Source organism: Streptomyces griseoviridis (genome assembly GCF_005222485.1).
GTDB classification, from domain to species: domain Bacteria; phylum Actinomycetota; class Actinomycetes; order Streptomycetales; family Streptomycetaceae; genus Streptomyces; species Streptomyces hintoniae.
Genome location: NZ_CP029078.1, coordinates 2,630,066 through 2,654,276, shown reverse-complemented (window position 1 = coordinate 2,654,276; position 24,211 = coordinate 2,630,066). Strand labels below are relative to the sequence as shown.

Sequence of the window (24,211 nt, the reverse complement as noted above, 5' to 3'; positions counted from 1 at the left end):
ACGAGTAGCCCCGAGGTGAACCCCTTTGCACGGTCTTGTTTACGTTCATGTCAGCAAGGGCCTTGTGGCCACCGGCGGGGAGGGAAGGGCGTCGGGACTCCGCACGCCTGCCGCGGGGTCGCTCGCCCTCGTCCCGCCTCATTCAGCCCGCCGCCGAGAAACCCGCCCCCGCCTCACCTCAGCCCGCCCCGGGCTGTGCGCGGTGCGTCCCCGCCTCACCCCAGCCCGTCGACCGAGCCGCCGTCCGCCGACGTGCCCCGCAGCTTGGCTCGTGCGCCCTGTTCGGCCTTCGTGATCAGCAGGTTGCCTCGCGCGGTCGCCGTGATGCCGCCGCTCGCCGTGACCGACGTGACGTCGGGATCGCCGGCCGCCAGCAGATACCAGTGGCCGCCCGCCGACTTCCACAACACCCCGGCCAGCGCCCGCGGATCGCGCTCACCGCACGCGGGCACGTCCTCGGCCTTCGCCGTGACCGCCCCGTACTCCCCGCCCGGCTGCAGGAACTGCGCCAGCACCCGGGTGCCGTCGCCCCGCCAGGTCTCCGACCGGGTGCACACCCACTGCGCCGAGCCGCTCCCGTCCGGCAGCGGCTGCCGGGCGAACGCCCACGCGTTGACGCTGCGCACCCCCGCGGAGCGCATCGCCGTCAGCGAGCACGCGTACGGCGACCAGGTGCGCAGCGCCCCGGCGCCGGACGCGTCCGTGACGGCGCCGGGACGCCCGGTGGTCAGCCGGGCCGGGAGCAGCTCACCGAGGTCGGTCAGCACCCGGGTGCCGGAGGCGTCGGTGAGCTGGAGGACGTTCCACGAGGTGCAGGCGCCGGTCCCCGTGGCCGAGGCCGCCACCGGCGCGGTGATGCCGCCGGCGAGCGGGACGGCGGTCGCCGCCGCCGACGGTTTCATCAGGTCGCGCTCGGCCGCCTCCTTCACCCAAGGAGCCGTCAGATAGCGGACGTTGCCGTCGGCGCGGCCGAGCACCAGCGCGCCGGAAGCGGCGCGGTCGGCGCCGTCGACCCGCGCGAGGTCCAGCGCCGCGCCCCGGGTGCCCTCCGCCGGCTCGGCGTAGCGGACGATCCGCAGCCCGTCGTACAGGAGCACCACCCGCGCGCTGTCGACCGCGCCCGCGTACAGCAGCTGCGGCGGCCCCGCGGGACCGCCCGACGCGGTGCCAGGGGTCGCCGAGACCCGCACGTCGGCGCCGGGCCGCGCCCACACCGCGAGGGCCCGGCGCAGCAGCGCCGTGTCCTTGGCCAGCTCACCCCTGGCCGGCCACACCGAGAAGTCGGCGCGCGCCGACTTCTCCCACGCCGTGGGCGCCACCCGGGTCAGCCGCGCCGGATCGAGGGCGGCCCGCGCGGACGGGTTCTGCGCGTAGGACGGCGCGGCGGCGCCGTCCGGGCCCCAGCCGCCGCCGGGCAGCAGGACCAGCGCCCCGCACACCGCGAGGGCCGCCGCCGCGCCGACCGCCGCCCTGGTGTGCTGACGGCGCCGCATCAGATCGGTGGGCCTGGCCTGGAGCGAACAGGGGTCGAACTCCGGTGAGGCGAGCAGCGCGTACCGCGCCGGGACGGTGTCGGCCTCGCGCAGCGCGGCGGCGGTGTCGGAGACCCCGGCCGCCGAGAGGACGCGGCACACCTCGGTGTCGGGGAGCCGTTCGAGACCGCGCAGCACATAGGCGGCACGGCCCGCCCCCGACAGGGTCGACAGCCGCTGGTCGAGGGCGAGTTCGTCGGCGCCGCCGGAGAGCGGGAGCAGCCGCAGGCCGCGCACCTGCGGCAGCAGCGCGGGCAGCCTGGCCCGCTTGGACAGCGTCCGGAGGCTCAGCGGCAGGCCCGCCTCCAGCGCCGTCCGCACCACCCGCAGCCGGACGAACGTGTACCCGAGGTCGCCGTCCCTGCCGGTGGACTGGGCCGGGATCAGGGGCGCCGTGCTGCGCCCCCTGGGCAGCGCGCGCTGGGTGAGGGCGTGCGCGGTCACCACGCGCCGGTTGCGGCCGAGGCTGGGCGGAAGCACCAGGTAGGCGAGGCGGACGAGCCGCGGGTAGTGCTCGACGAGCGCGGCCTCGGCCTGCTCGACGTCGACGGCGGGTTCGGCGGAGGCGGAGGCGGGGCGCGGGGCGACATCCTGTGACTGCACGTTCAGCAGAACGAGCGAATCCACCGATGGTCACCGGCACTTGAGGGAAGCGTGCCCCGCCGTTATCCTGCCCCGCCCTCGGGCTCGACGAGTCCGCGCGCGTAGGCGGCCATCGACCGCCGGTACCGCGGCAGATGCGGGGCGAGCGCGCCCAACACCAGCGAGAGGCCCTCGCGGTCCCGCCCGAGGCTGGACAGGCACAGCGCGAGGCAGGCCCGTACCGCGTCGTCCAACTCGTCCGACGGCGCGTCCAGTTCGGGCGTCAACAGGGCGACGCCCGCCTCGGCGCGGCCGGTGTTCCGCAGCGAGCTGGCGAGCTGGATCCTCGTCCGGCGGCCCTTGTACCGGCTCACCTCGTCGAGCCCGCGGGCCAGGGCCTCCTGGTACAGCGGGACCGCGCGGTCCGAGTGCCCCGTCGAGTCCCAGGCGCAGCCCCGCTCGAACAGGGCGAGCGGGCTGCCGGCGGGGAGTTCGGCGGCGAGCGCCTCGATCCCGGCCCTGAAGCGCGCCCCGTCCTGCCCGGGATCGGCGTCGAAGGCGGCCCAGGCGGCGGTCACACGGTCTTCCCAGTCTCGGTCCACCGGGCCACCCTCACACACCCGCGCCTGGATTCGCGCACCCGTACGGTGAGCGGGGCGGGCTCCGCAGCCGTATCGAAGGGGACGGGCCCCTCGCCGGGGCCGCACGGGACCGGAGGAACAGATGAGGCTGACCCGACCGACACTCGCCGTGGCCGCCGCCGCGGCCGTCCTGACGCTGGCGGGCTGCGGATCCGGCGACGGCGGCGGTGACCGCGCCGCCGAGGCGCCCTCGACCGCGAGCGGCAGCCTGGAGAGCCTCGCCGCGGCGGTGAAGTGCGCGCCGGACATCCAGACCGACGCCGACGAGATCCGCCAGGCCATCTGCAAGAACGGCGACGGCAAGTTCGTCCTCGCCACCTTCGCCACCGACCGCGGCCAGCGCGAGTGGATCAACGAGGCGAAGGACTACGGCGGTTACTACCTGGTGGGCCGCAAGTGGGTCGCGGTCGGCGACGACGGCGTCGTCACGGCGCTGCGCGGCACGCTCGGCGGGGCCGTGGAGATCGGCACCGACCACTCCGAGCACACCAGCTGACCCCGCGCGCCCGGCCCCCGAGGGGCGGATCGGGCGCGTGGACGGCACCGGCGACGCCGAAGCGGGCGGTGGGATCACTCCCACCGCCCGCTTCCGTCTCACCTGACCGCCGGGATCACCCGGGTGTCAGTTCACTGGCACCGCTGACCCCGGTTGATGCAGTTGGCGATCTTGTTCGCCAGGCCGTTGGTCGTGACGCTGATGAAGTCGTCGTGGTCGGTGGCCGCCTTGTGCAGCTGCTCGGGGAAACCGTCGACCGCGTACGCGTTCTTCACCACGCCGTTCTGCACGACCGGCGGAGTGATCTTGTAGACCAGGCGCGCGGTCAGCTGCGGGATCGCCTTGAAGCCGTTGCCGCAGTTGCCCGCCGCGTCCGCGAACGCCACGTGCGAGCGGTGGTTGGCGCTGTCGGTGTTCTGGCCGTCCCAGCAGCTCTGGAAGGAGAAGAGGCGCACCACGTTGCTGCCCTGCGGGCAGATCGGGTACTGCTCCGTCAGCTGGACCTTGTTCTCGAAACCGGTGCAGGACCAGTGCGCGTTGGCGTTCGCCAGACCGTTGGTCGTGGTCTTGGCGTCACCGGTGATGATGCGCAGGAACTGCGGCATCGCGACGACCTTGCTGGTCGGGCTGCCGACGTAGGTCAGCTCCGACTTGATCGGCGTGAGGATCTTGCCGACGTTGCCTTCCTTGCCACCGCCGTCCGCATTCTGGTCGAAGTCCTGCGTGCCGTCCTGGACGCGGACGACCGGCCAGTAGTACGACGACAGGTCGCTCTTGTTGGCGCAGCTGGTGCCGCCCTGGAGGAACGTGTCGTTGGTGGAGAAGGCGTTGACCTTCTGGTTGCCGGTGTAGTCGTGCAGGTGGTGCGCGCCGTTGGTCACGCCGGGCGCGACGATGACGTTGTCGGTGTTGTGGTTCTTGTTGGTGTTCACACCGCAGCGGGTGGTGAACGTACCCGTCGAACCGCCCCGCTTGGCGCGCGGCTTGGCCGCCACGTTGCGCTGGACCTTGGTGATGTCCACGAAGTCGGCCGCGACCGGGCCGTTGCCCGCCTGGCCGCCGATGTTGCCGCCGGCCGCGGGGTCGCTCGGCGCCGCGGTGGCCTGGCCGCCACCGTTCTGCCCGTTGCCGTTCTGGCCGTTCCCGTTCTGGCCGTTCTGGCCGTTGCCGTTCTGGCCGTTGCCGTTCTGCCCGTTGTTGCCCTGGCCGTTGTTGCCACCACCGGCGTTGGTCTGGTTCGCGGTCTGGGTGGTGCAGGCGGAGAGCTGGGACAGCCGGCTGTCGAACGTGCCGCCGACCCGCTGGATGTCGATCCTGATCCGGTCGATCGTCGCGGCCCGCTTCTCCTTGAGGGGCCCGACGATCGCGTTCTGGACGAAGCTCGCGTCGTTGGTCTGCGCCTGGCGCGTGGAGGCGAGACGGGCGTAGGCCTCGGTGATCTGCTTGTCGAGGTTCGCCAGTTCCTTGGCCACACCGTTGGTGGCGCCACTCGGCACGCTGGTCAGCTTCTGTCCGACGTCCGGGCAGGAGATCGTGGCCACCGTCGCGGTGGCGGCCTTGGTCTGGTTCTGTCCCGCGTTCGACTCGTGCGCCGAGGCGTAGAAGTTCGCCCAGATCAGCCCGCCCCCACCGAGCGCTAGGGCCGCCGATGCGGCTATGGCCTTGGTGGCCAGCGGCGTACGGCGCTTTCGTGTGTTGCGTCCCATGGAACTCCTCTGACTTCCTTGCGGGCTTGGCGGGGCATCGAGGCGCCCGACAGGAGTGAAGCGGCGCCCTTTCATACGGAGGCCGCCTCGGTGGTGTTCAGCCGACGCCCAAAAACATCAGAGGTTTGGCGGCCCCAGGTGTCACAACACCCGCATGAGCAGCGGAAGTTCACGAGAATCAGCGCCCGCCGTCGAGGCGTGCGGGCACCGCGAGGACGCGGCGATTGTCGTCGTCCGACACCCGGAGGCCCGGTTTGGCGAGGATGCGGGCGGTGTGTTTCGCGATCGCCCGTTCCGTCACGACGAGTCGGGCCGCGATCGCCGTGGAGGACCGCCCCCGCCCGTGCGGCCCGTCCGACCGGCGAGCGCCGCCGCCTCCTTCCGCGGGTCGAGCCCGATGCCCGCGCCCCACGGCCGGGCCGCGCCGTCGAGCGAACGCAGCCACTGCCAGGTGTCGGCGACGGTCTCCGCGACCGGACGGCAGACCAGCCCGGCCGCGACCGCGCGCGACACGTCCGCCGAGTGCAGCGCGTCATGCTCCGCGCTGCTCGGCGGCACCCACACCGGCAGCTCGGTCCACGGCGCGATCCCGGCGCCGAGCACGGCCTCCGGGGGCGTCCAGACGAGGTCCGCGGCGGAGCCGGTCACCGCCGCGCAGGCGTCGAGCAGCCCGCCCATGGTCGTGTGCCCCCGCTCGCTCATCAGGTTGTGCGGCCCGCTCGTGCCGCGCTCCAGCGCGCCGAGCGTCCACCCGGCGAGGTCGCGCGCGTCGACGTACTGGAGCGGCAACGCGCGGGGTCCCGGGGCCAGTACGGGTCCGCCGCGCGCGATCCGGGTCAGCCACCAGGGGAGCCGGCCGACGTTCTCGTGCGGGCCGAGGATCAGCCCGGCCCGCACCAGCAGCGAACGGTCCGCGCCGAAGGCGTCCAGCACGGCCAGCTCGCCGCCCCGCTTGTCACGGGCGTAGTCGGTGGCGTCCGCGTCCGCCGCCGCGCCCTCCACGACGGGCGCATCCTCCCGGTACCCGGCGGGCGGCGACCAGGTGTACACCGAGCAGCTCGACACGTACGCGTACCGCCCGGCGCGCTCCCGCAGCAGCCGCGCGGCGTCCCGCACCGTCCGGGGCGCGCCCTTCCAGGTGTCGACGACGGCGTCCCACCCGCCGCCCGCCGCGAGCGCGTCGAGCCCGCCCGGCGCGGTGCGGTCGCCCCGCACGGCCCGTACCCCGTCCGGCACGGGACGCCGTCCCCGGTTGAGGACGGTCACCTCCCAGCCGCGCTCCAGCGCGCCCGCCACCAGGGCCCGCCCGACGAACTCCGTCCCGCCCAGCACCAGAAGTCTCATGGGAGGACTCTGCCCGCCGGACGGCGGCCGAGGGAACGGGGATCTGCCGTCGGCAGACCCCCGTCGGACGGACCGCTGGGGAGGTCCTCGGTGTGCGGAACCTCAACGACCCGTCGGAGGCGTGTACTTGTAGCCCACCCTGCGGACCGTCTGGATGGTGCGGCGGTGCTCGGCGCCCAACTTGCGGCGCAGCCTGGCGATATGGACGTCGACCGTGCGGCCGTCGCCGACATGCCCGTAGCCCCACACCGTGGTGACCAACTGGTCCCGGCTGTGCACCCGGTGCGGGTTGTTCACCAGGTGGGCGAGCAGCTCGAACTCCAGGTAGGTGAGGTCGAGGGGGCGGCCGTCCACGGAGACGGTGCGCCGCACCGCGTCGATGCGGACCAGCGGGTCGCCGTCGTCCTGGCCGGCGGCCGGCTCGGTCCCGTCGGCCGGCGCGGGCACCGCCACCGGCAGGAACGGCGGCCGCTGGTCGGCCGGGACCAGCACCAGGTAGCCGATCATCGGCGGCTGCCCGGGCAGCGTCGGCAGGGTGTGCTGCGGCGCGGGCAGCCAGGTGGCGCCGGGCGGCAGGAAGTCCGTCACGTCGACGACCTCGTCCCGGTCGACGGCGCGCAGCCGGTGCCGGGCGGCGGTCGCGGGGGAGGCGGCGGGGGTGTGGGCGGCGGAGGTGAGAGAACGAGTGGTCGCCATGAGACGTCAGCTCTTTCGCGCGAGGAGTTCGTCGGGAGGATCGACGGCCCTGAGTTCGTGGTCGGGGTCCGTCGAGGGACGTACGTCGTGTCGCGCCGGCCGAAGACCGGGGTACGGCTTTAGAGGGCCGGCGCGTTCGTCGCGCGGCAACACACCCGGTCGAAATCGTGGTGCTGACGGGAAGGCCAGAACGGCTCCAGGTCATGGCGACCCGTCGCACCGTATTTCTGGAAGCTGGCCATGGGCCCATTGAAGCAGACACCGGCCCCGGACAGGACCCTCCTCTCACGGGTTGGACGCGTTCTTGACGCGAACCGGCCGGGAGCGGGACCACCGCGACGACGCGAAGGGGCGCCCGCCGTCCTGGCGGGCGCCCCTTCGCGTCGGACCGGGGTGCGGATCAGACCTGGCCGGCCTTCTCCAGCGCCGAGCAGCAGGTGTCGACGATGAGCCGGGTCACGAGGTACGGGTCGACGTTGGCGTTCGGACGGCGGTCCTCGATGTAGCCCTTGCCGTCCTTCTCGACCTGCCACGGGATGCGCACCGAGGCGCCGCGGTTGGAGACGCCGTACGAGTACTCGTTCCACGGGGCGGTCTCGTGCAGGCCGGTCAGCCGGTCGTCGATGCCCGCGCCGTAGTTCTTGACGTGATCGAGCGGCTTCGAGCCCTCGCCGAGCGACTCGCACGCCGTGATGATCGCGTCGTAGCCCTCGCGCATGGCCTTGGTGGAGAAGTTGGTGTGCGCGCCCGCGCCGTTCCAGTCGCCCTTCACCGGCTTCGGGTCGAGCGTCGCGGAGACACCGAAGTCCTCGGCGGTGCGGTAGAGCAGCCAGCGCGCCACCCACAGGTGGTCGGAGACCTCGAGCGGCGAGACCGGGCCGACCTGGAACTCCCACTGGCCCGGCATGACCTCGGCGTTGATGCCGGAGATCGCGAGTCCCGCCTTCAGGCAGTTCTCCAGGTGCGCCTCGACGACGTCACGGCCGAAGATCTCGTCGGCGCCGACCCCGCAGTAGTAGCCGCCCTGGGGCGCGGGGAAGCCGCCCTTGGGGAAGCCGAGCGGGTAGCCGTCCTTGAAGAACGTGTACTCCTGCTCGATGCCGAAGATCGGCTCCTGCGCGGCGAACTTCTCCGCCACCTCGGCCAGCGCGGCACGGGTGTTGGAGGCGTGCGGCGTGAAGTCGATGTTCTGGACCTCGCACAGCACCAGGAGGTCGTCACCGCCGCGGATCGGGTCGGGGCAGGAGAAGACCGGCTTGAGCACGCAGTCCGAGGCGTGCCCCTCGGCCTGGTTGGTCGAGGACCCGTCGAAGCCCCAGATCGGCAGGTCGGCGCCCTTGGCTGAGTCGTCAAGAATCTTCGTCTTGGAACGGAGCTTGGCCGTCGGCTCGGTGCCGTCGATCCAGATGTACTCAGCCTTGAAACTCACGGGGCCACATCCTTCGGGGTGGGTCTTGGCGCACGGGCGGGCGGTGCGCGCTGCGGCACCTGGGCACCGCGTTCGATGCCGGGCAGCCTGTCAACAGGCGATTTCCCGGCCATTGCCCGAGCGTGAACCCCGTGTTACCTGGTGGTGGTGTGGGCCGGTTCACGCCGTCCAGGACCCGTACGACCCGAACGACTCGTATGCGAGCGGGTTACGCCGCCGCCGCGCCCGCCCCCGACGCACGGATCCCGCCGTTCCTGGCCGGGAACGGCGGGATCCATGGCTCACCGGTCAGCTCCGTTCCGGAACCTCACCCCACCTTCTCGATCAGGGCCCTGCGGATCAGGAACTTGCCCGGCTCCCGAACCTGCTCGAAGGCCGCGTCGTTCAGCAGCGCGCAGCTCCCGGAGACCGAAGTGACCTTCACCGTCGTGGACTTGTCGTTGTCCAGGTTGGTGACCCGCAACGTCGTACCGGCCGGGAACTGGTTGCTGGACGCGGCGGGCGCACCGGCCTCACCCGACAGGGTGACGGTGGAACCCGCGCACACCTGCTGCGCGGAACCGGCGGGCGCCGCGGGCGCAGCGGGCTCGCTCTGCGCCGGGGGCTGCCCGGTCTGCTGACCTTCCTGGGGCGTCGGGTCCTGCTGCGCGGGCTGCTCCTGCTGCGCGGGCTGGGAGTCCTGAGCCGACTCCCCAACGGCGCAACCGGACGCCTGCTGCTGGACCTTGATCTGCGCGATCACCGCTTCCCGGTTCGCGATCCTGGCCTCGGACTGCGCGTCGGGCGCGGCCCGCTGCCCGTCGATGAACGTCTGGTTGTTGCCCAGCGCGGTGGCGAGGCCCAGGCACACGGTGGAGTCCGCGGCGGACAGCGTCCGCGGGCTCTGCGCGGCGTTCGAGGTGCTCGCCATGACGAAGGCGCCGCCTCCCGCCACCGCGACCGCGCCGACGAGCAGGGCGACCTTCTTCCTCGTGCCGAGCGTTCTCCTGCGCGACATGCGCGCCTCCTGAAGAGATAGGGGAGCGTACGTCGCTAGGTACGAGATACCGAACGGAGTTGCTCAGCCACCGCGCCGGCAGCCGAAGTGGCTTACGTCACAAGGGAGTTGCCTGTCGCCCGCGGCCGGCCTGGGCTCCCGTCCCGACCCGGCGGGTCACTCGGGGTGGGCCACGGCGGCCTTCTGCAACTGCACGGCGGCCAGCAGGCTCAGCCGCGGCTCCGCCTGGCGCAGCGCGCGCACCGCGCGGACCGAGTCGATCTCCCCGTCGTAGCCGACGTCGGCCAGCCGGGTCCTGACCCAGTCGGCGCGCAGCCGCTCCTCGCTGGCATCGGCCGCCGCCTCGACGAGGGCGACGGCGCGTTCGAGCCCCGGACGCTCCTCGGGCGACGCCTCGGCCAGCGCCCCGCGCAGCGCCGCGACGATCGGCTCCGTGTCCCGGATCACCAGTACGGCGTCCGACTTCCCGCTCAGTCCCGTGATGTTCATCCAGATCATGGTGCCGTCCCCGCGTGGAGGGGTGAAGTGATTTGAGCGCTTCCAGAGCTTCGACGGCGTGCGGGGGCAGCGCGTCCGTTCGATTTTTCGCCGCGTCTCCTGTGGCGGGTCTTACGGCTGTGACATCGGCCCAACTTCCGCTCTCACCGGGCCATTTACCACTCCTGCGGACCCTCCGATTGTCAGTGGCGGGCAGTAGAATAAGGGGAGTGTTCGAGACAGTCGCCGGGGTGTCGCGGAGACCGGAACGGTCGCCGTGGCCCCCGGTGCGACGCCCTGGCCGCAACAGGAGGATGCCCGTGCCCGCAGCCGCGCTGACCCCGAAGCCGTCGCCCACCCAGTCCACCGTCCAGCACCCGCTCCCCCTCGAACTGCCCTGCGCGCCGGTCCTCAAGCGGCCGCTGCCCGCCGGGCGCCCGCGCGAGTGGTATCTCACCCACAACCGCCGCCTCAAGGCGATGCGGCTCGCCATCGCCCTGCTCGACCTGGGCGTCTACCTGCCCGCCCAGGCCCGCGACGAGACGATCCGCGGCGCCGCCGAACTGATCGGGGTACGCCCGCCGTCGGACACCACGTGCCACATGGTGCGGGCCTTGATGCGCTACACCCGCTGACAGCGGACAGCGGAAAGCCGGCGGCCGGCGGCGGAAGGTTGACGGCTGGCGGCCGACGGCTGACGGTCGGCCGTCGGCCGTCAGCCGGCCGCTACCACCTCCGCCCCCGTCCCGCCTCCGCACGACCGTCGGTTCACCCGGACGCCGTACCCGGCGTGCACGAGCCCCCGGCGCCGCCTTGACTGCGATGCAGGAGGCGCGCGGCGGGAGGCCCGATGGGACGGCGACGGCGACGACGGTGGTGCGGCCACGACGGGCGGCGGTGGCGGGCGTGAACACGCCCGCCGGACGCGCCGAGCGCGGCAGGGCCGCCCGCAAGCGCGTCCCCCGCTCGGGACACGCCGGCTGGGTCGCGTCCGTCGACCGCCGCGACCCGGTCGCCGTCCTCGAACGCCAGGGCCGGGACCGGCTCAGCGAGCTGCTGCCGATCAGGTACGGGCGGATGTCCGCGTCGCCGTTCGCGTTCCTGCGCGGCTCCGCCGCCGTGATGGCGGCCGACCTGGCGTCCCGCCCGCACACCGGACTCACCGTCCAGCTCTGCGGGGACGCCCACCTGCTGAACTTCGGCGTCCACGCCTCACCGGAACGCACCCTTCTCTTCGACCTCAACGACTTCGACGAGACGTTCCCCGGCCCCTTCGAGTGGGACGTCCAGCGGCTCGCCGCCTCCGTGGCCGTCGCGGGCCGGGAGAACGGGCACCCGGACGCCAAGGTCCGCCGGACGGTCGTCGGGACCGTAGCCGCCTACCGCACCGCGATCCGGCGCCTGGCGGAGCTGGGCGAACTCGCCGTCTGGTACGAGCGCGTCGACGCCGACAGCCTGCTGCCGCTGACCCGCTCCGCGCGCCGCCGCCGCGAGGTCGCCGCCAACCTCACCCGGGCCCGCCGCCGCACCAGCATCCAGGCGCTCGGCAAACTCACCGAGACCGTCGACGGCCGCCGTCGCATCGTCCGCGACCCGCCGCTGCTCGAACCGGCCGGCGTCTCCGACATGGCCGCGCTGCGCAAGATCTTCAGCGACTACCGGTCCACCCTCGCCGAGGAACGCCGACTGCTCCTGGACCGCTACCGGTTCGTCGACGCGGCCCGCAAGGTGGTCGGTGTCGGGAGCGTCGGCACCCGCTGCTTCATCGTGCTGCTGGCCGGACGGGACGGTGACGACCCGCTGTTCCTCCAGATCAAGGAGGCCGGCAGCTCCGTCCTCGAGGAGCACCTGCCGACCGGCCCCTACGTCCACCCGGGCCGCAGGGTGGTGGCGGGCCAACGGCTGCTCCAGGCGGCGGGCGACATCTTCCTCGGCTGGATGACGGGACCGCAGGGCCGCGCCTTCTACTGGCGCCAGCTCCGCGACATGAAGGGCTCCGCCGAGGTCGCCGGGATGAGCCCGGCCGACCTGCTGGGGTACGGGCGGCTCTGCGGCACCGCCCTGGCGCGGGCGCACGCCCGCTCGGGCGACCGCATCGCGATCGCCGCCTACCTGGGCGGCGCCGACACCTTCGACCAGGCCGTCGCCGACTTCGCGCTCCGGTACGCCGACCAGACGACGGCCGACCACGCGGCGCTCGGCGCGGCCGTCGCGGCGGGTGTGCTCCCGTCGGCACCGGACAGCTGAGCGCCAGACCGGGCCGCCCCCTCCCCGGTCGGGCCGGGGGAGGCGGCGGAGGCGGAGGCACGGACCCGACCGGATCGGACGCGCGGACGGGCGGTCGCCGGTCGCCGCTGAGCCGACCGCGCAGATGCCGGTCGCCGCTGAGCCGACCGCACGGATGCTGGCCGCCGCTGAACCGACCGCGCAGATGCCAGTCGCCGCTGAGCCGACCGCGGAGACGCCGGTCGCCGCTGAGCCGACCGCGCAGATGCCAGTCGCCGCTGAGCCGACCGCGGAGACGCCGGTCGCCGCTGAGCCGACCGCGCGGATGCCGGTGGCCGCTGAGCCGAACGCTCAGGCGTTGGTCGCGCTGAGCGGACGCGCGGGCGCCGGTCGCCCTCCGAACCGGCCGCGCGGACGCCCGGTCGCCGCTGGGCCGAGTGACCGCTCACGCGCCGGTCGGCTCAGAGGCCGGGCGCACCCCACACCGGGAACCAGCGGCTGAGATCCTGCTCCATCCGCAGATCCTCACCGAGCGCGGCCTTCACCCGCAGCTCCAGCGCGTTGTCACGGCGCTGCCCGCCCCCGGGCAGCGGCGCGAACGGATAGAACGTGCCGCGCTTGTACAGGTAGACCAGCGCGATCGACCGGCCCGCCGGATCACGGAACCCGGCGAGCGAACACAGCAGCTGCGGTCCGAAGCCGTTGACCTCCATGGAGCTGTTCACCGCGTGCAGATCGTTGACCAGCATCGGGAGCTGCTCGGGGGAGCGGCGGGAGACCAGCCACGAGTACCCGTACTCGTCCTGGCGCAGCTCCACCGGCGGCCCGTCGCGCTCCGCGTCCGCGTCGAGCAGGGCCTGGACCTCGCGGTGGGTCTGCTCGAAGGCCGAGCCCTCGACCGTCGCGAAGCAGACCGCGCCGCTGCCGGTCGGCGTGAAACCGGCCGCGGCCTCAAGGGTCACGGCCGCCGACGGCAGCGCGAAGAGCTGGTCGAGATCCGGCAGGGCCGGTTTCGTCCGGCCCAGCAGAATGTCCAGAAACCCCATGCTCACGCCTTTCCGGGGGTCGCCGCCTCACCCAGCTCGGCGGAGATCCGCCCCAGCTGGTCGAGCCGCTGCTCCAGGGGCGGATGGGTCGAGAACAGCCGCGCGAGGCCGGGCTCGCTGCCCAGCGCGGGAGTGAAGTAGAAGGCGTTGAAGGCCTGGGCGGTCCGCAGATCCTTGCTGGGGATGCGGGCGATGTCGCCGGTGACCTTGGTGAGCGCCGACGCCAGCGCCGAGGGCCGCCCGGTGAGCAGGGCGGCGGACCGGTCGGCGGCCAGCTCCCGGTACCGGGACAGCGCCCTGATCAGCAGGAAGCTGAGCGCGTAGACGGCGGCGGAGATCCCGAGGACGGCGGCGAAGACGGCCAGCGTGTTCTGGTCCTTGCGGCCGCGGAACATCGACGAGTAGAACGCGAACCGCACCATCAGCCCCGCGATCACCCCGAGGAACGACGCGACGGTGATCACGGCGACGTCCTTGTGCGCCACGTGCGACAGCTCATGGGCGAGCACGCCCTCCAGCTCGGACCTGTCCAGCCGGCGCAGCAGCCCGGTGGTCACGCAGATCACCGCGTTGTTGGGGTTGCGCCCGGTGGCGAACGCGTTCGGCATCTCCATCTGGGACACCGCGACGACCGGCTTCGGCATGTCCGCGACGGCGCACAGCCGGTCGATCACCCCGTGCAGCTCGGGATACTCCTCCCGCTCCACGACCCGCCCGTGCATCGCGAACAGCGCGATCCGGTCGGAGAACCAGTACTGGCAGCCCAGCAGGACCGCCGCGATCACGACGACCAGGATCCACGACTTCAGCAACACGATCAGCGCGGCCATGAACGCCACGTACAGCAGCCCGAGCAGGAACAGGGTGACCCCCATCCGCGCCGTCAGGCGCCGATCGCTCCGGAAGCGGCTCTGCATCTGGATCACCCCGCAGTCAGGCACTCGTCCCACCGTCCAGTGTGCACCCGGCCAGGCCCATGAAGTGGTTGCGATCAGCCCTAGGAGCTGCAAAAGGTACCTGTGGATCGCCGCAGCTCAGCGCGGTGACGCGACCCCGGGCCCGGGTCGTCGGGTCGCCGCCGCCCGAGCGGTCGCGCGGCCTAGAAGGGCGCCCGGAACCCGGCCCAGCCCAGCAGCACGATGACGGCGGCGACCGCACCGAGAACGATCACCGTCGACACCCACGACGACCGGCGCCCGCCGACCGGATCGGGGTCGGCCCTGAAGGGCTGCGGCGCGGGCGGGTTCTCCTTCCAGCGGGCGGCCAGCATCCGGGCCCGCGCCGAGGGCTCCTTGTGCACGGCACCCTCGGCCCACCGAAGATCGAACTCCCGCTCGGCGTCGTCCTGTCCACCCATCCCCGTGACTCCCCGTGTCATCCCGTATCGAACATACGCACAGAAGACCCTACGGGGACGCCCCCGCCCCCGGGAAAGGGGAACGGGGGCGTCCGGACGCCGGTGTGCGGGCGTGGCTCGATCACACGTCGAAGTAGAGCTCGAACTCGTGCGGGTGCGGACGGAGCTGGAGCGGGGCGATCTCGTTGGTGCGCTTGTAGTCCACCCACGTCTCGATCAGGTCCGACGTGAAGACGTCGCCCGCGAGCAGGAACTCGTGGTCGGCCTCCAGGCGGTCAAGGACGGCCGGGAGGGAGGTCGGGACCTGGGCGACGCCCGCGTGCTCCTCGGGGGCCAGCTCGTAGAGGTCCTTGTCGATCGGCTCGGCCGGCTCGATCTTGTTCTTGACGCCGTCGAGGCCGGCCATCAGCAGCGCCGAGAAGGCCAGGTACGGGTTGCCGGAGGAGTCGGGCGCGCGGAACTCGACGCGCTTGGCCTTCGGGTTGGAACCGGTGATCGGGATACGCATCGCGGCGGACCGGTTGCGCTGCGAGTACACCAGGTTGACCGGCGCCTCGAAGCCCGGGACCAGGCGGTGGTAGGAGTTCACCGTCGGGTTGGTGAAGGCGAGCAGCGACGGGGCGTGCTTGAGGATGCCGCCGATGTAGTAGCGGGCGGTGTCCGACAGGCCCGCGTAACCGGCCTCGTCGTAGAAGAGGGGCGAGCCGCCGGCCCACAGCGACTGGTGGACGTGCATGCCCGAGCCGTTGTCACCGAAGATCGGCTTCGGCATGAAGGTCGCGGTCTTGCCGTTGCGCCACGCGACGTTCTTCACGATGTACTTGAAGAGCTGGAGGTCGTCGGCCGCGGCGAGCAGCGTGTTGAACTTGTAGTTGATCTCCGCCTGGCCCGCCGTGCCCACCTCGTGGTGCTGGCGCTCGACCTCAAGGCCGGACTTGGCCAGTTCGAGGGAGATCTCCGCGCGCAGGTCGGCGAAGTGGTCGACCGGCGGGGTCGGGAAGTAGCCGCCCTTGTAGCGGACCTTGTAGCCGCGGTTGTTCTCGACGGCGCCGGTGTTCCAGGCACCCGCCTCGGAGTCGATGTGGTAGAAGGACTCGTTCGCACTGGTCGCGAAGCGCACCGAGTCGAAGACGTAGAACTCCGCCTCCGGGCCGAAGTACGCGGTGTCGGCGATGCCGGTGGAGGCGAGGTAGGCCTCGGCCTTCTTCGCCACGTTGCGCGGGTCGCGGGAGTACTGCTCGCCCGTGATCGGGTCGTGGATGAAGAAGTTGATGTTGACCGTCTTGTCGCGGCGGAACGGGTCGACGCGCGCGGTGGACAGGTCGGCGCGGAGCGCCATGTCGGACTCGTGGATGGCCTGGAAGCCGCGGATCGAGGAGCCGTCGAACGCGAGCTCCTCGGCCGGGTCGAAGGCCTCGGCCGGGATGGTGAAGTGCTGCATCACACCCGGCAGGTCGCAGAATCGGACGTCGACGAACTTGACGTCCTCGTCCGCGATGAACTTCTTGGCCTCGTCGGCGTTCTGGAACATCCAGCTCCTCCTACTCCCGACCGTCCCGCCGGGGTGGTAGTTCGTTCGTGCGGCCAGTGCGGTGGCACACGCTGTGCCCGACCCTAAGGACGCGTGATTTCTCGGGCGTGACCCATTTGTTTCGCACAAGTTAACCGGACCATGTCCCGGTCACCCCTCCTGTCCCTACCCCGAAACGCGGGCAGTACGGTGGTCGGGTGGACAAGAGGGAAGCAGTTGGGTCGTGGCTGTCGGGCCCCCGCGCCGCCGCCGAGAGCGCCGGTGTCGACTTCGGGTACCGGGGCGAACAGCTCGGTCTGCCCGAGGAGGGACCCGGCTCGGTCGCCCGCCCGGGGCGCCGGATGGGCGCGCTCGCCGTCGACTGGGGCCTCTGCCTCTTGATCGCATACGGCCTCATCACGGACGGCTACCAGCAGGCCACCGGCAACTGGGCGCTGCTCGTCTTCTTCGTCATGGGCGCCCTCACCGTCGGCACCCTCGGCTTCACCCCCGGCAAGCGCCTGCTCGGCCTGCGCGTCGTCGGCCAGGACACCGGCCGCGTCCACCCGGCCCGCGCGCTGCTGCGCACCGCCCTGCTCTGCCTCGCCGTCCCGGCCCTGATCTGGGACCGCGACGGCCGCGGCCTCCACGACCGCCTGGCAAGGACGGTCGAGGTCCGGATCTGATCCTGGCGGCCTCCGGGACCTTCACGCCCTTCGGCAGGGGTCGCCCCGGCAGCGGCCTGTTGCTCATCGGGTTGCCCGTCGCGCGCAGCCGGTCGTCGGTCGCCGTGACCTGGGACGGCAGAAACCCTCTCCTTCTGGAGGGGGGTTTTTTCGATCCGGCCGGAACCGAATTCTCGTCCGTGCCACCGGTGACCGGCACCTCTGCCTACCCCGCCCGACGGTCGACTGTTCGAAGAACTCCCCGTTGTGAGAAATCCCGGTAGGGCGTGGGGCAGACCTGCTGGTGTCGGCCGAGGGTAACCAGCGGGGGGCACGGTCGTTGGCCGTACATCGCCCGTTCGGGTTCAACGAGGAGTAGCCAACCATGGCCGGCACCTGCCCCGATTGCCATGCTCCAGAGGCAATCGCGTACGTCGAGAACGACTCAGGAATCCACCCCTTCCCCTGCCTGGAATGCACGGCGAGCACCATCCGGGCGCAGCCGGGATCGACCCTCATGGGGTCGGCTCCCTGCGCCACGAGGCATTGTCAGGGGTCGGTGCAGGACGAGTACGTCTATAACCAGCGGGGTCGACTCATCCGGATCACAAAGAAGGCATGCCAGTTCTGTCGTTCCATCGAAGCGAAGGAGCCTGGAAATGCCCGAGGTGCGAGAGAATATCTCTTGCCCGACCCCCGGTTGTGACGGGTCGCGCGCCGACGTGTGGACAACGGACGAGAACGGCGACAGGCAATACGTTGCCCGCTCGGAACCCTGCGGTTCCTGCGGCCGGTGAAAGAGACGGACAGCACAAGGGAAAGGGGCCGTCCGGAGTGATCCGGGCGGCCCCCCTCGTGTGGGTGTCTCGCCGTCAGCGGGCCTTCGGGCCGCCCTTCGGGAGCTTCATGCCCTTCGGCATGGGCCCCTTCGGCAGAGGCATGTTGCTCATCAGGTCGCCCATCGCGCGCAGCCGGTCGTTGGTCGCCGTGACCTGCGGGCCGGTGAGGACGCGGGGGAACTTCAGCATGGTCGTCCGCACCTTCTTCAGCGGGACCTGACCCTCGCCCGTGCCGACGATCACGTCGTGCACCGGCACGTCCGCCACGATGCGGGCCATCTTCCGCTTCTCGGCCGCCAGCAGGCCCTTCACCCGGTTCGGGTTGCCCTCGGCGACCAGGACGATGCCGGCCTTGCCGACCGCCCGGTGCACGACGTCCTGGCTGCGGTTCATCGCCACCGCCGGGGTCGTGGACCAGCCCCGTCCGATGTTGTCCAGCACGGCCGCCGCCGCGCCCGGCTGGCCCTCCATCTGCCCGAAGGCGGCCCGCTCGGCCCGGCGTCCGAACACGATCGCCGTAGCGAGCAGCGCGAGGAACAGGCCAAGGATGCCCAGATAGATGGGGTGCCCGATCAAGAAACCGATCGCGAGGAAGACACCGAAGGTGACGATTCCGACAGCCGCGAGTACAAGACCGATCTTCTTGTCGGCCTTGCGGGTCATCTTGTAGGTCAGGGCGATCTGCTTCAGTCGCCCGGGGTTCGCAGCGTCCGCTGCGGTTTCCTTCCTCGCCATGCGCAGAAGTCTACGTGGCCCCGGGAGCGCGATCGACGGCAGTGCCCGGAGGGAAGGGTGAGGGGCCGCCTCAGGGGCGCGTGGAGAAGGGCGCGACGGGGGCCAGGTGGCTGTCCAGGGTCTGGTCGATGACGCGCTGGGCCTCGACGCGGTCCTTGGCGCGGCGGCGGTCCTCCAGGACGGACGTCCACGCGTTGCGACGGGCGGTGCGCTGGCCGCCGCTCATCAGCAGCGACTCGACGGCCCGCAGGGCGTCGGTGAAGGACGGGATGGCGGTGGCGCGAACGGGCGCGGCCTGCATGGCGGGAGTCCCCTCTGGGAGCGGCTGTGTGTGGCGTGAGTCCAGCGTCACTGATTGGTGTTACCAGGGCGTGACCGACCGGTCAAACAGGAATGAAACCTTGACGCGCGGGGCCGAAAGGCTGACGCGGCCCTGACGGACGCCCCCATCAGCGGGGACGGTCAGGGCCGCGTCGGTACGGCTATTACTGTCCGGTAGTATCTTGTGCGCGAATTCACACGGGATGGGCCCGTGTGCCGGTCGCGCAGCCCGGACCAGGACGGGCGCTCGGACCGCCGTCCCGGCCGGGGCGGGCGGTCAGACCGCCTGCGCCGCGATGTACGTGCCGCGCTTCTCGACCGCCATCTGGTACAGCCGTCCCGCGCGGTACGAGGAGCGCACCAGCGGGCCGGACATCACGCCGGAGAAGCCGATCTGCTCGGCCTCCTCCTTCAGCTCCACGAACTCGTGCGGCTTGACCCAGCGCTCCACGGGGTGGTGGCGCACGGTCGGGCGCAGGTACTGCGTGATGGTGATCAGCTCGCACCCCGCCTCGTGCAGCTGGCGCAGCGCCTCGCTGATCTCCTCACGGGTCTCGCCCATGCCGAGGATCAGGTTCGACTTGGTGACCAGGCCCTCGTCCCGGGCGGCCGTGATGACCTTCAGGGAGCGGTCGTAGCGGAAGCCGGGGCGGATCCGCTTGAAGATCCGCGGCACCGTCTCGACGTTGTGCGCGAACACCTCGGGGCGGGACGAGAAGACCTCCGCGAGCTGCTCGGGCACCGCGTTGAAGTCGGGTGCGAGCAGCTCGACCTTGGTGCGGCCGGCCTCGCGTCCCGCGGTCTGCGCGTGGATCTGGCGGACCGTCTCCGCGTACAGCCAGGCGCCGCCGTCGGCGAGGTCGTCGCGGGCGACGCCGGTGATGGTGGCGTAGTTGAGGTCCATCGTGACGACGGACTCGCCGACCCGGCGGGGCTCGTCACGGTCGAGGGCCTCGGGCTTGCCGGTGTCGATCTGGCAGAAGTCGCAGCGGCGGGTGCACTGGTCGCCACCGATCAGGAAGGTCGCCTCGCGGTCCTCCCAGCACTCGTAGATGTTCGGGCAGCCGGCTTCCTGGCAGACCGTGTGCAGGCCCTCGCTCTTCACGAGCGCCTGCATCTTCGTGTACTCGGGGCCCATTTTCGCCCGGGTCTTGATCCACTCGGGCTTGCGCTCGATGGGGGTCTGGCTGTTGCGGACCTCCAGGCGCAGCATCTTGCGTCCGTCGGGTGAGACTGCGGACACGACCGCTCCCTAGCGATTGATTCTTCGGCGATCCCAAGGGTACGCCCGTCGATTCGGTGGGCCGGAGGCGGTGCTCGCCCCTCCGCCGGGGCTCGCGCCCCGCTCCCCGCCGCGGCCCCCAGGGGCCTGGTCCTCAAAGTCGTCGAGCACCGTCCGCCAGGACCGGCGCCGGGCGCCGTCGCCCGGCGATGCGGTCGCCCGGCGATGCGGTCGGCCGGTGTCGTGGTCGGCCGGCGTCGTCAGGTGCCTGGCGTGCCGCTCGGGACGGCGGCGCTCGGAGCCGGTCCTGGGACCGCGCTCCGCACCACCGCCCCGCCGGTCTCGCGCGGTTTCAGTTCCGCGTTCTCCAGGACGTCCCGCAGATGGCGCTCGACCACCGGGAGGACCTCCTCGACGGTGATGTCGCGGCCCAGCTCGTTCGCCAGGGACGCCACCCCGGCGTCCCTGATGCCGCACGGGATGATCCGGTCGAACCAGCGGTTGTCCGGGTTCACGTTGAAGGCGAAGCCGTGCATGGTGACGCCCTTGGCGACCCGGATGCCGATCGCCGCGATCTTGCGGTCCTCGCGTCGCTGGCCCGCGTTGGACGGGGCGTACTCGGGGCCGTCGAGGCGCGGGTCGAACTCGTCGTCCGTCAGCCGCGGGTCGAAGTCGAGGGAGAGCCCTCCCGCGGCCGGCCGGTCCTCGACCGGGTCGCCCAGCACCCACACCCCGCTGCGGCCCTCGACCCGGCTGGTCCGCACGCCGTACTCGGCGCAGGCGCGGATCAGCGCCTCCTCGAGACGGCGCACGTGCGCCACCACGTCCACCGGGCGGGGCAGCTTCTGGATCGGGTAGCCCACCAGTTGCCCGGGGCCGTGCCAGGTGATCTTGCCGCCGCGGTCGACGTCCACGACCGGGGTGCCGTCCAGCGGGCGCTCGCTGTCCGCGGTGCGGCGGCCGGCCGTGTACACCGGGGGGTGTTCGAGGAGCAGCACGGTGTCCGGCACCTCGTCGGTGAACCGGGCCGCGTGCACCCGGCGTTGCTCGTCCCACGCCTCCTGGTACTCGACGGCCTCCGCGCCGAATCCCATGCGGACGAACCGCAACCCACTCACGGCAAGCGCCTCCTCGGTGAACCGGTGTCAGGTCTGTGACCCGCCCACGCCACTGTACGTCCGGCCGGTGTACGTCAGCCCTGGTGCCAATCCTCACACGATCGGATGAATGGGCGAGGAAGTGTGCGACGGTACGTGCACTCTCCGCTACATTCGCGCCGTTCGTGGGCCCAAAAGGGGCTGCTCACAGGCAATCCCGGCACTTCGCGTGTCCGGAAGGCAGGAGACCGCACCGCCGATGACGGAACGACCCGCGCAGCGCACTCCCAACCGCCAGCTCGCCGCGCTCATCGCAGAAGCGGGCTTCTCCAACGCGGGTCTGGCCCGTCGGGTCGATCAGCTCGGCCTGGAACACGGACTCGACCTCAGATACGACAAGACCTCCGTCACCCGATGGCTGCGCGGCCAGCAGCCCCGCGGCACCACCCCCGCCCTGATCGCCGAGGTCTTCACCCGCCGCCTCGGCCGCCGGCTCACCGCCCAGGACCTCGGCCTCGACGCCTGCGCCCCGGTCTACGCGGGCCTGGAGTTCGCCGGTACGCCCGAGGAGGCCGTCGACATCGTCAGCGGCCTGTGGCGCAAGGACTCCGGCAGCCACGCCGAGCTGCGGAAGATCGCCTTCACCCCGGCCGGGCTCGTGGTGCCCAGCCGGGACTGGCTGATCGGCAGGCCCGACGACAAGGTCGCCCACGGCGAGCCGCTCGTCCGGGTGCCCGCCCAGGGCCGCCCCGGCGCCGCCCGGCTCCCGGCCCCGCCCGAGCCGGGCGGCCCCCCGCACCGCCCGCGTCCGCCCGGCGACCGCGGCCCGGGACAGAAGGTCACCGGCGGGGACATCGCCGCGCTGCGCTCCGTCGGCGAACTCTTCCGCACCCTCGACGACATGTACGGCGGCGGCCACGCCCGCCAGGCCCTCGTGCGCTACCTGGAGCACGAGTGCGAGCCGATGCTGCGCGGCAGCTACGGCGAGCAGACCGGGCGGCGGCTGTTCGGCGCGGTCGCCGACCTGACCAGGCTGGTCGGCTGGACGTCGTACGACATCGCCGCGCACGGGCTCGCGCAGCGGTACTTCGTGCAGTCCCTGCGGCTCGCCCAGGCGGCCGGGGACCGGGCGTACGGCTCCTACGTGCTGCTCACGATGAGCCGCCAGGCCGTCTACCTCGGGCACGGCCGGGAGGCCGTCCAGCTGGCCCGGGTGGCGCAGCAGGGAGTGGGGACCAACGCGCCGCCGGTCGTGCAGGCGCTGCTGCACGCGGTGGAGGCGCGCGGGCACGGGGTGCTCGGCGAGGTGCGCAGCTGCACCGCGTCGCTGGTCCGCGCCGAACGCGCCCTGGAGACGTCCCGCACCGGGGACGAGGTGCCGTACTGGGCCAGGTTCTTCGACGAGGCGCAGCTCGCCGACGAGTTCGGGCACTGCCACCGCGACCTCCAGCAGTACCGCGCGGCGGCCCAGCACGCGGAGCGCTCCCTGCAACTGCGGGCGCCCGCCTTCGCCCGCAGCCGGCTGTTCTGCCGGGTGGTCCTGGCCACCGCCAGGCTCGGCCTCGGCGAACTCGACCAGGCCTGCCAGCTCGGCGCCGAGGCGGCGGGCCAGGCGGCCGAGATGCGCTCGGTCCGGGCCGTCGAGTACGTCAGGGACTTCGAACGCCGTCTGGAGCCGTACAAGGACGCGGCGCCGGTGCGCGGCTACCGCGACAAGGTGGCGGCCCTCGGCTGACGCCGTCCGGCGGACCGGTCCGCGCGACGCGACGGGGGCCAGGGCCAGGTGGACCGGTCCTGGCCCCCGTCCGCGTCCGGGCGCCCGCCGGCGTCCGCTGCCGGGCCTCCGTCCTCGCGGCCTCCCGTCCCGCTCAGGCTGCTTCCGCCGGTTCCGCCGATTCCGTGGGTTCCTGGGCCGGGGCCAGCGGCTCGGGCTGCGGGGTGGCGCGCGGCGGGTCCGCCCGGTTGAGGGAGCCGGACGCGCCGAGGTCCCTGATGATCGCCGCCGACGCCCGGTGCCCCGAGTGCAGCGCGCCCTGGACGGAGCTGGTGTCCCGGTGGTCGCCGCACACGTACAGGCCCGCGAGGAGCCGCACCGGGCGCCGCGGGTCGTGCGGGGGCCGCATCGAGGGGACCGCCTCGGCGGTGTGGTGGACCGCGAGGGTCTCCCAGCGCGACGTCGAGGTGCCGTAGAGGCGGGCCAGATGGGCGCGGACGGCGGTGTCGACGTCCGGCGGGGGAGTGCCGAGGACCGTCGAGGTGACGAGCGCGCGGCCGGCCGGCGCCCGGGACGGGTCGACGCGGCTGACCACGGCCGTGTGCGCCACAGGCCCGCCCCGGTCCGCGTCCAGCAGCAGCGACGCCCCCGTGTCGGGCGCCTCGTCGGTGGTGTGGTGGACGACCGTCACCGGGTGGAACCGCGGCACCCGCAGCCCCGGCAGCAGCTCGGCGGCGGCCCGCGCGTCCGTCGCGACCAGCACCGCGCGGCACCGGAACGTCCCGTGCTCCGCCGTCGTCACGGTGTTGGTGGCGACGGAGGTGACCCGCACCCCGGTGCGCACGGTGCCCGCGGGCAGCGCCCGGGTGAGCAGCTCGGGCAGGGTCTCCGCGCCGCCCTCCGGCAGGCAGAGCCGGCCGGAGGCGAAGGAGCGCAGCGCGAGGTCCGCGCACCGGCTCGACGTGGTCAGCTCCGGGTCGCACAGCAGCGCGGCCAGCAGCGGACGCAGGAAGCCCTCGACGGCCCGGGTGGGCAGCCCCCGGGAGGCGAGCGCGGGCCCCGCCGCCGACTCGGGGCGGGCCAGCAGCCGTTCGACCGGCAGCCCCGCGAAGCGGGCCAGCGCCGCGCCCAGCCGGGCCTGGTCCACGGCCGTGCCGAGCGGCCCGCCGGAGCGCCCGCGCGGTAGCGACGGTGACCGGGGGGCGCTCGCCAGAGCGCGCGCCACGTTCAGTGCGCCCCGTGCGCCCCGGGTGTTGGCCGGCGGGCCCACCCGGTGGTGCCGGCCGTCCCCGTGCAGCAGGACTCCCGGCGCGAACGGGCGCAGCACCAGCGCGTTCAGACCGGGTGTCAGACGTAGTTCGGGATACGCCGTCGACAGGAGCTGCCCGACCCGGTCGAGGCGGAACCCGTCGACCTTGTCGGTCGACATCCTGCCTCCCGGGCACGGTGCGGCCTCCAGGACCGCGGTCGTCACTCCTGCGCTGATCAGACGATGTGCCGCGGAGAGTCCGGCGACTCCGGCTCCCACGACGACGACGTCCGCCTGGTACGCGGGCTCAAGCACGTGCCCCTCCTCGCG

22 protein-coding genes and 1 pseudogene are annotated in these 24,211 nt (G+C 72.5%); 5 read left to right on the top strand and 18 right to left on the bottom strand.

What is annotated here, in order from left to right; genetic code table 11:
• Positions 1-215: 215 nt before the first annotated feature.
• Positions 216-2,135 (bottom strand): hypothetical protein, encoded by a 1,920-nt coding sequence (locus tag DDJ31_RS10860; protein ID WP_127180477.1) that lies wholly within the window; start codon positions 2,133-2,135, stop codon positions 216-218.
• Positions 2,136-2,197: 62 nt separating this feature from the next.
• Complete coding sequence (locus DDJ31_RS10855; RefSeq protein WP_127180478.1) at positions 2,198-2,734, bottom strand: tetratricopeptide repeat protein; 537 nt, start codon at positions 2,732-2,734, stop codon at positions 2,198-2,200.
• A 103-nt stretch (positions 2,735-2,837) separates the two neighbouring features.
• Here DDJ31_RS10855 and DDJ31_RS10850 point away from each other — a divergent pair, with 103 nt between their 5' ends.
• Positions 2,838-3,251 (top strand): hypothetical protein, encoded by a 414-nt coding sequence (locus tag DDJ31_RS10850; RefSeq protein ID WP_127180479.1) that lies wholly within the window; start codon positions 2,838-2,840, stop codon positions 3,249-3,251.
• Between the two features lie 131 nt (positions 3,252-3,382).
• Here DDJ31_RS10850 and DDJ31_RS10845 read toward each other — a convergent pair whose 3' ends face one another.
• From DDJ31_RS10845 to DDJ31_RS10815, 7 genes and pseudogenes are all read right to left on the bottom strand, one after another.
• Positions 3,383-4,957, bottom strand: coding sequence for a DUF1996 domain-containing protein (locus tag DDJ31_RS10845; protein WP_127180480.1), 1,575 nt, complete (start codon positions 4,955-4,957; stop codon positions 3,383-3,385).
• 178 nt (positions 4,958-5,135) lie between these two features.
• A pseudogene (locus DDJ31_RS10840) lies at positions 5,136-5,297 on the bottom strand (DNA-binding response regulator); the annotation flags it as partial.
• Positions 5,255-6,301 carry an NAD-dependent epimerase/dehydratase family protein gene (locus DDJ31_RS10835; protein ID WP_127180481.1) on the bottom strand — a complete coding sequence of 349 codons (1,047 nt, stop codon included), beginning with the start codon at positions 6,299-6,301 and terminating at the stop codon, positions 5,255-5,257. The pseudogene DDJ31_RS10840 and the gene DDJ31_RS10835, both read right to left, overlap by 43 nt.
• Positions 6,302-6,403: 102 nt before the next feature.
• Positions 6,404-6,997 (bottom strand): winged helix-turn-helix domain-containing protein, encoded by a 594-nt coding sequence (locus DDJ31_RS10830; RefSeq protein ID WP_127180482.1) that lies wholly within the window; start codon positions 6,995-6,997, stop codon positions 6,404-6,406.
• A 400-nt stretch (positions 6,998-7,397) separates the two neighbouring features.
• The gene (gene glnII / locus DDJ31_RS10825; RefSeq protein WP_127180483.1) at positions 7,398-8,426 is read right to left on the bottom strand and encodes a glutamine synthetase; all 1,029 of its coding nucleotides are present in this window, start codon (positions 8,424-8,426) and stop codon (positions 7,398-7,400) included.
• 307 nt (positions 8,427-8,733) lie between these two features.
• Positions 8,734-9,423: a hypothetical protein gene (locus tag DDJ31_RS10820; protein ID WP_127180484.1), complete on the bottom strand. Its 690-nt coding sequence runs from the start codon at positions 9,421-9,423 to the stop codon at positions 8,734-8,736.
• 156 nt (positions 9,424-9,579) lie between these two features.
• Positions 9,580-9,912: a hypothetical protein gene (locus DDJ31_RS10815; protein WP_127180485.1), complete on the bottom strand. Its 333-nt coding sequence runs from the start codon at positions 9,910-9,912 to the stop codon at positions 9,580-9,582.
• A 308-nt stretch (positions 9,913-10,220) separates the two neighbouring features.
• Between DDJ31_RS10815 and DDJ31_RS10810 the strand changes: the two genes are divergently transcribed.
• Together DDJ31_RS10810 and DDJ31_RS10805 are read left to right on the top strand one after the other, a co-directional pair.
• The gene (locus DDJ31_RS10810; RefSeq protein ID WP_127180486.1) at positions 10,221-10,535 is read left to right on the top strand and encodes a hypothetical protein; all 315 of its coding nucleotides are present in this window, start codon (positions 10,221-10,223) and stop codon (positions 10,533-10,535) included.
• Between the two features lie 271 nt (positions 10,536-10,806).
• Complete coding sequence (locus DDJ31_RS10805; RefSeq protein WP_127180487.1) at positions 10,807-12,147, top strand: DUF2252 domain-containing protein; 1,341 nt, start codon at positions 10,807-10,809, stop codon at positions 12,145-12,147.
• Between the two features lie 440 nt (positions 12,148-12,587).
• Here DDJ31_RS10805 and pspAB read toward each other — a convergent pair whose 3' ends face one another.
• From pspAB to glnA, 4 genes are all read right to left on the bottom strand, one after another.
• Complete coding sequence (gene pspAB / locus DDJ31_RS10800; protein ID WP_127180488.1) at positions 12,588-13,172, bottom strand: PspA-associated protein PspAB; 585 nt, start codon at positions 13,170-13,172, stop codon at positions 12,588-12,590.
• 2 nt (positions 13,173-13,174) lie between these two features.
• Positions 13,175-14,089, bottom strand: coding sequence for a zinc metalloprotease HtpX (htpX, locus tag DDJ31_RS10795; RefSeq protein ID WP_127182861.1), 915 nt, complete (start codon positions 14,087-14,089; stop codon positions 13,175-13,177).
• 182 nt (positions 14,090-14,271) lie between these two features.
• The gene (locus DDJ31_RS10790; RefSeq protein ID WP_127180489.1) at positions 14,272-14,529 is read right to left on the bottom strand and encodes a hypothetical protein; all 258 of its coding nucleotides are present in this window, start codon (positions 14,527-14,529) and stop codon (positions 14,272-14,274) included.
• A 121-nt stretch (positions 14,530-14,650) separates the two neighbouring features.
• On the bottom strand, positions 14,651-16,060 hold the full coding sequence (gene glnA, locus DDJ31_RS10785) for a type I glutamate--ammonia ligase (RefSeq protein ID WP_127180490.1): 1,410 nt from the start codon (positions 16,058-16,060) through the stop codon (positions 14,651-14,653).
• A 197-nt stretch (positions 16,061-16,257) separates the two neighbouring features.
• Between glnA and DDJ31_RS10780 the strand changes: the two genes are divergently transcribed.
• A complete protein-coding gene (locus DDJ31_RS10780; protein WP_127180491.1) occupies positions 16,258-16,725 on the top strand; it encodes an RDD family protein in 468 nt (155 codons plus the stop codon).
• An 851-nt stretch (positions 16,726-17,576) separates the two neighbouring features.
• Here the strand turns inward: DDJ31_RS10780 and DDJ31_RS10775 are convergent.
• From DDJ31_RS10775 to lipB, 4 genes are all read right to left on the bottom strand, one after another.
• Positions 17,577-18,278, bottom strand: a complete 702-nt coding sequence (locus DDJ31_RS10775; RefSeq protein ID WP_127180492.1) for a DUF4191 domain-containing protein — start codon at positions 18,276-18,278, stop codon at positions 17,577-17,579.
• 70 nt (positions 18,279-18,348) lie between these two features.
• On the bottom strand, positions 18,349-18,579 hold the full coding sequence (locus tag DDJ31_RS10770; RefSeq protein WP_127180493.1) for an SCO2195 family GlnR-regulated protein: 231 nt from the start codon (positions 18,577-18,579) through the stop codon (positions 18,349-18,351).
• Between the two features lie 297 nt (positions 18,580-18,876).
• Positions 18,877-19,842, bottom strand: coding sequence for a lipoyl synthase (gene lipA / locus DDJ31_RS10765; RefSeq protein ID WP_127180494.1), 966 nt, complete (start codon positions 19,840-19,842; stop codon positions 18,877-18,879).
• Positions 19,843-20,081: 239 nt separating this feature from the next.
• The gene (gene lipB / locus DDJ31_RS10760; protein WP_127180495.1) at positions 20,082-20,939 is read right to left on the bottom strand and encodes a lipoyl(octanoyl) transferase LipB; all 858 of its coding nucleotides are present in this window, start codon (positions 20,937-20,939) and stop codon (positions 20,082-20,084) included.
• Between the two features lie 238 nt (positions 20,940-21,177).
• On the opposite strand from lipB, the gene DDJ31_RS10755 reads away from it, so the two are divergent.
• A complete protein-coding gene (locus DDJ31_RS10755) occupies positions 21,178-22,653 on the top strand; it encodes a regulator (RefSeq protein ID WP_127180496.1) in 1,476 nt (491 codons plus the stop codon).
• A 133-nt stretch (positions 22,654-22,786) separates the two neighbouring features.
• Here the strand turns inward: DDJ31_RS10755 and DDJ31_RS10750 are convergent, their stop codons facing one another.
• The gene (locus tag DDJ31_RS10750; protein ID WP_127180497.1) at positions 22,787-24,196 is read right to left on the bottom strand and encodes an NAD(P)/FAD-dependent oxidoreductase; all 1,410 of its coding nucleotides are present in this window, start codon (positions 24,194-24,196) and stop codon (positions 22,787-22,789) included.
• Positions 24,197-24,211: the final 15 nt, after the last annotated feature.

Excerpts from the sequence above, each read along its gene's own strand:
- DDJ31_RS10850 (WP_127180479.1), top strand. The coding sequence starts at position 2,838 with ATGAGGCTGACCCGACCGACACTCGCCGTGGCCGCCGCCGCGGCCGTC.
- DDJ31_RS10845 (WP_127180480.1), bottom strand. The coding sequence starts at position 4,957 with ATGGGACGCAACACACGAAAGCGCCGTACGCCGCTGGCCACCAAGGCC.
- DDJ31_RS10835 (WP_127180481.1), bottom strand. The coding sequence starts at position 6,301 with ATGAGACTTCTGGTGCTGGGCGGGACGGAGTTCGTCGGGCGGGCCCTG.
- DDJ31_RS10830 (WP_127180482.1), bottom strand. The coding sequence starts at position 6,997 with ATGGCGACCACTCGTTCTCTCACCTCCGCCGCCCACACCCCCGCCGCC.
- DDJ31_RS10820 (WP_127180484.1), bottom strand. The coding sequence starts at position 9,423 with ATGTCGCGCAGGAGAACGCTCGGCACGAGGAAGAAGGTCGCCCTGCTC.
- DDJ31_RS10815 (WP_127180485.1), bottom strand. The coding sequence starts at position 9,912 with ATGAACATCACGGGACTGAGCGGGAAGTCGGACGCCGTACTGGTGATC.
- pspAB (WP_127180488.1), bottom strand. The coding sequence starts at position 13,172 with ATGGGGTTTCTGGACATTCTGCTGGGCCGGACGAAACCGGCCCTGCCG.
- htpX (WP_127182861.1), bottom strand. The coding sequence starts at position 14,089 with ATGCAGAGCCGCTTCCGGAGCGATCGGCGCCTGACGGCGCGGATGGGG.
- DDJ31_RS10790 (WP_127180489.1), bottom strand. The coding sequence starts at position 14,529 with ATGGGTGGACAGGACGACGCCGAGCGGGAGTTCGATCTTCGGTGGGCC.
- glnA (WP_127180490.1), bottom strand. The coding sequence starts at position 16,060 with ATGTTCCAGAACGCCGACGAGGCCAAGAAGTTCATCGCGGACGAGGAC.
- DDJ31_RS10775 (WP_127180492.1), bottom strand. The coding sequence starts at position 18,278 with ATGGCGAGGAAGGAAACCGCAGCGGACGCTGCGAACCCCGGGCGACTG.
- DDJ31_RS10770 (WP_127180493.1), bottom strand. The coding sequence starts at position 18,579 with ATGCAGGCCGCGCCCGTTCGCGCCACCGCCATCCCGTCCTTCACCGAC.
- DDJ31_RS10755 (WP_127180496.1), top strand. The coding sequence starts at position 21,178 with ATGACGGAACGACCCGCGCAGCGCACTCCCAACCGCCAGCTCGCCGCG.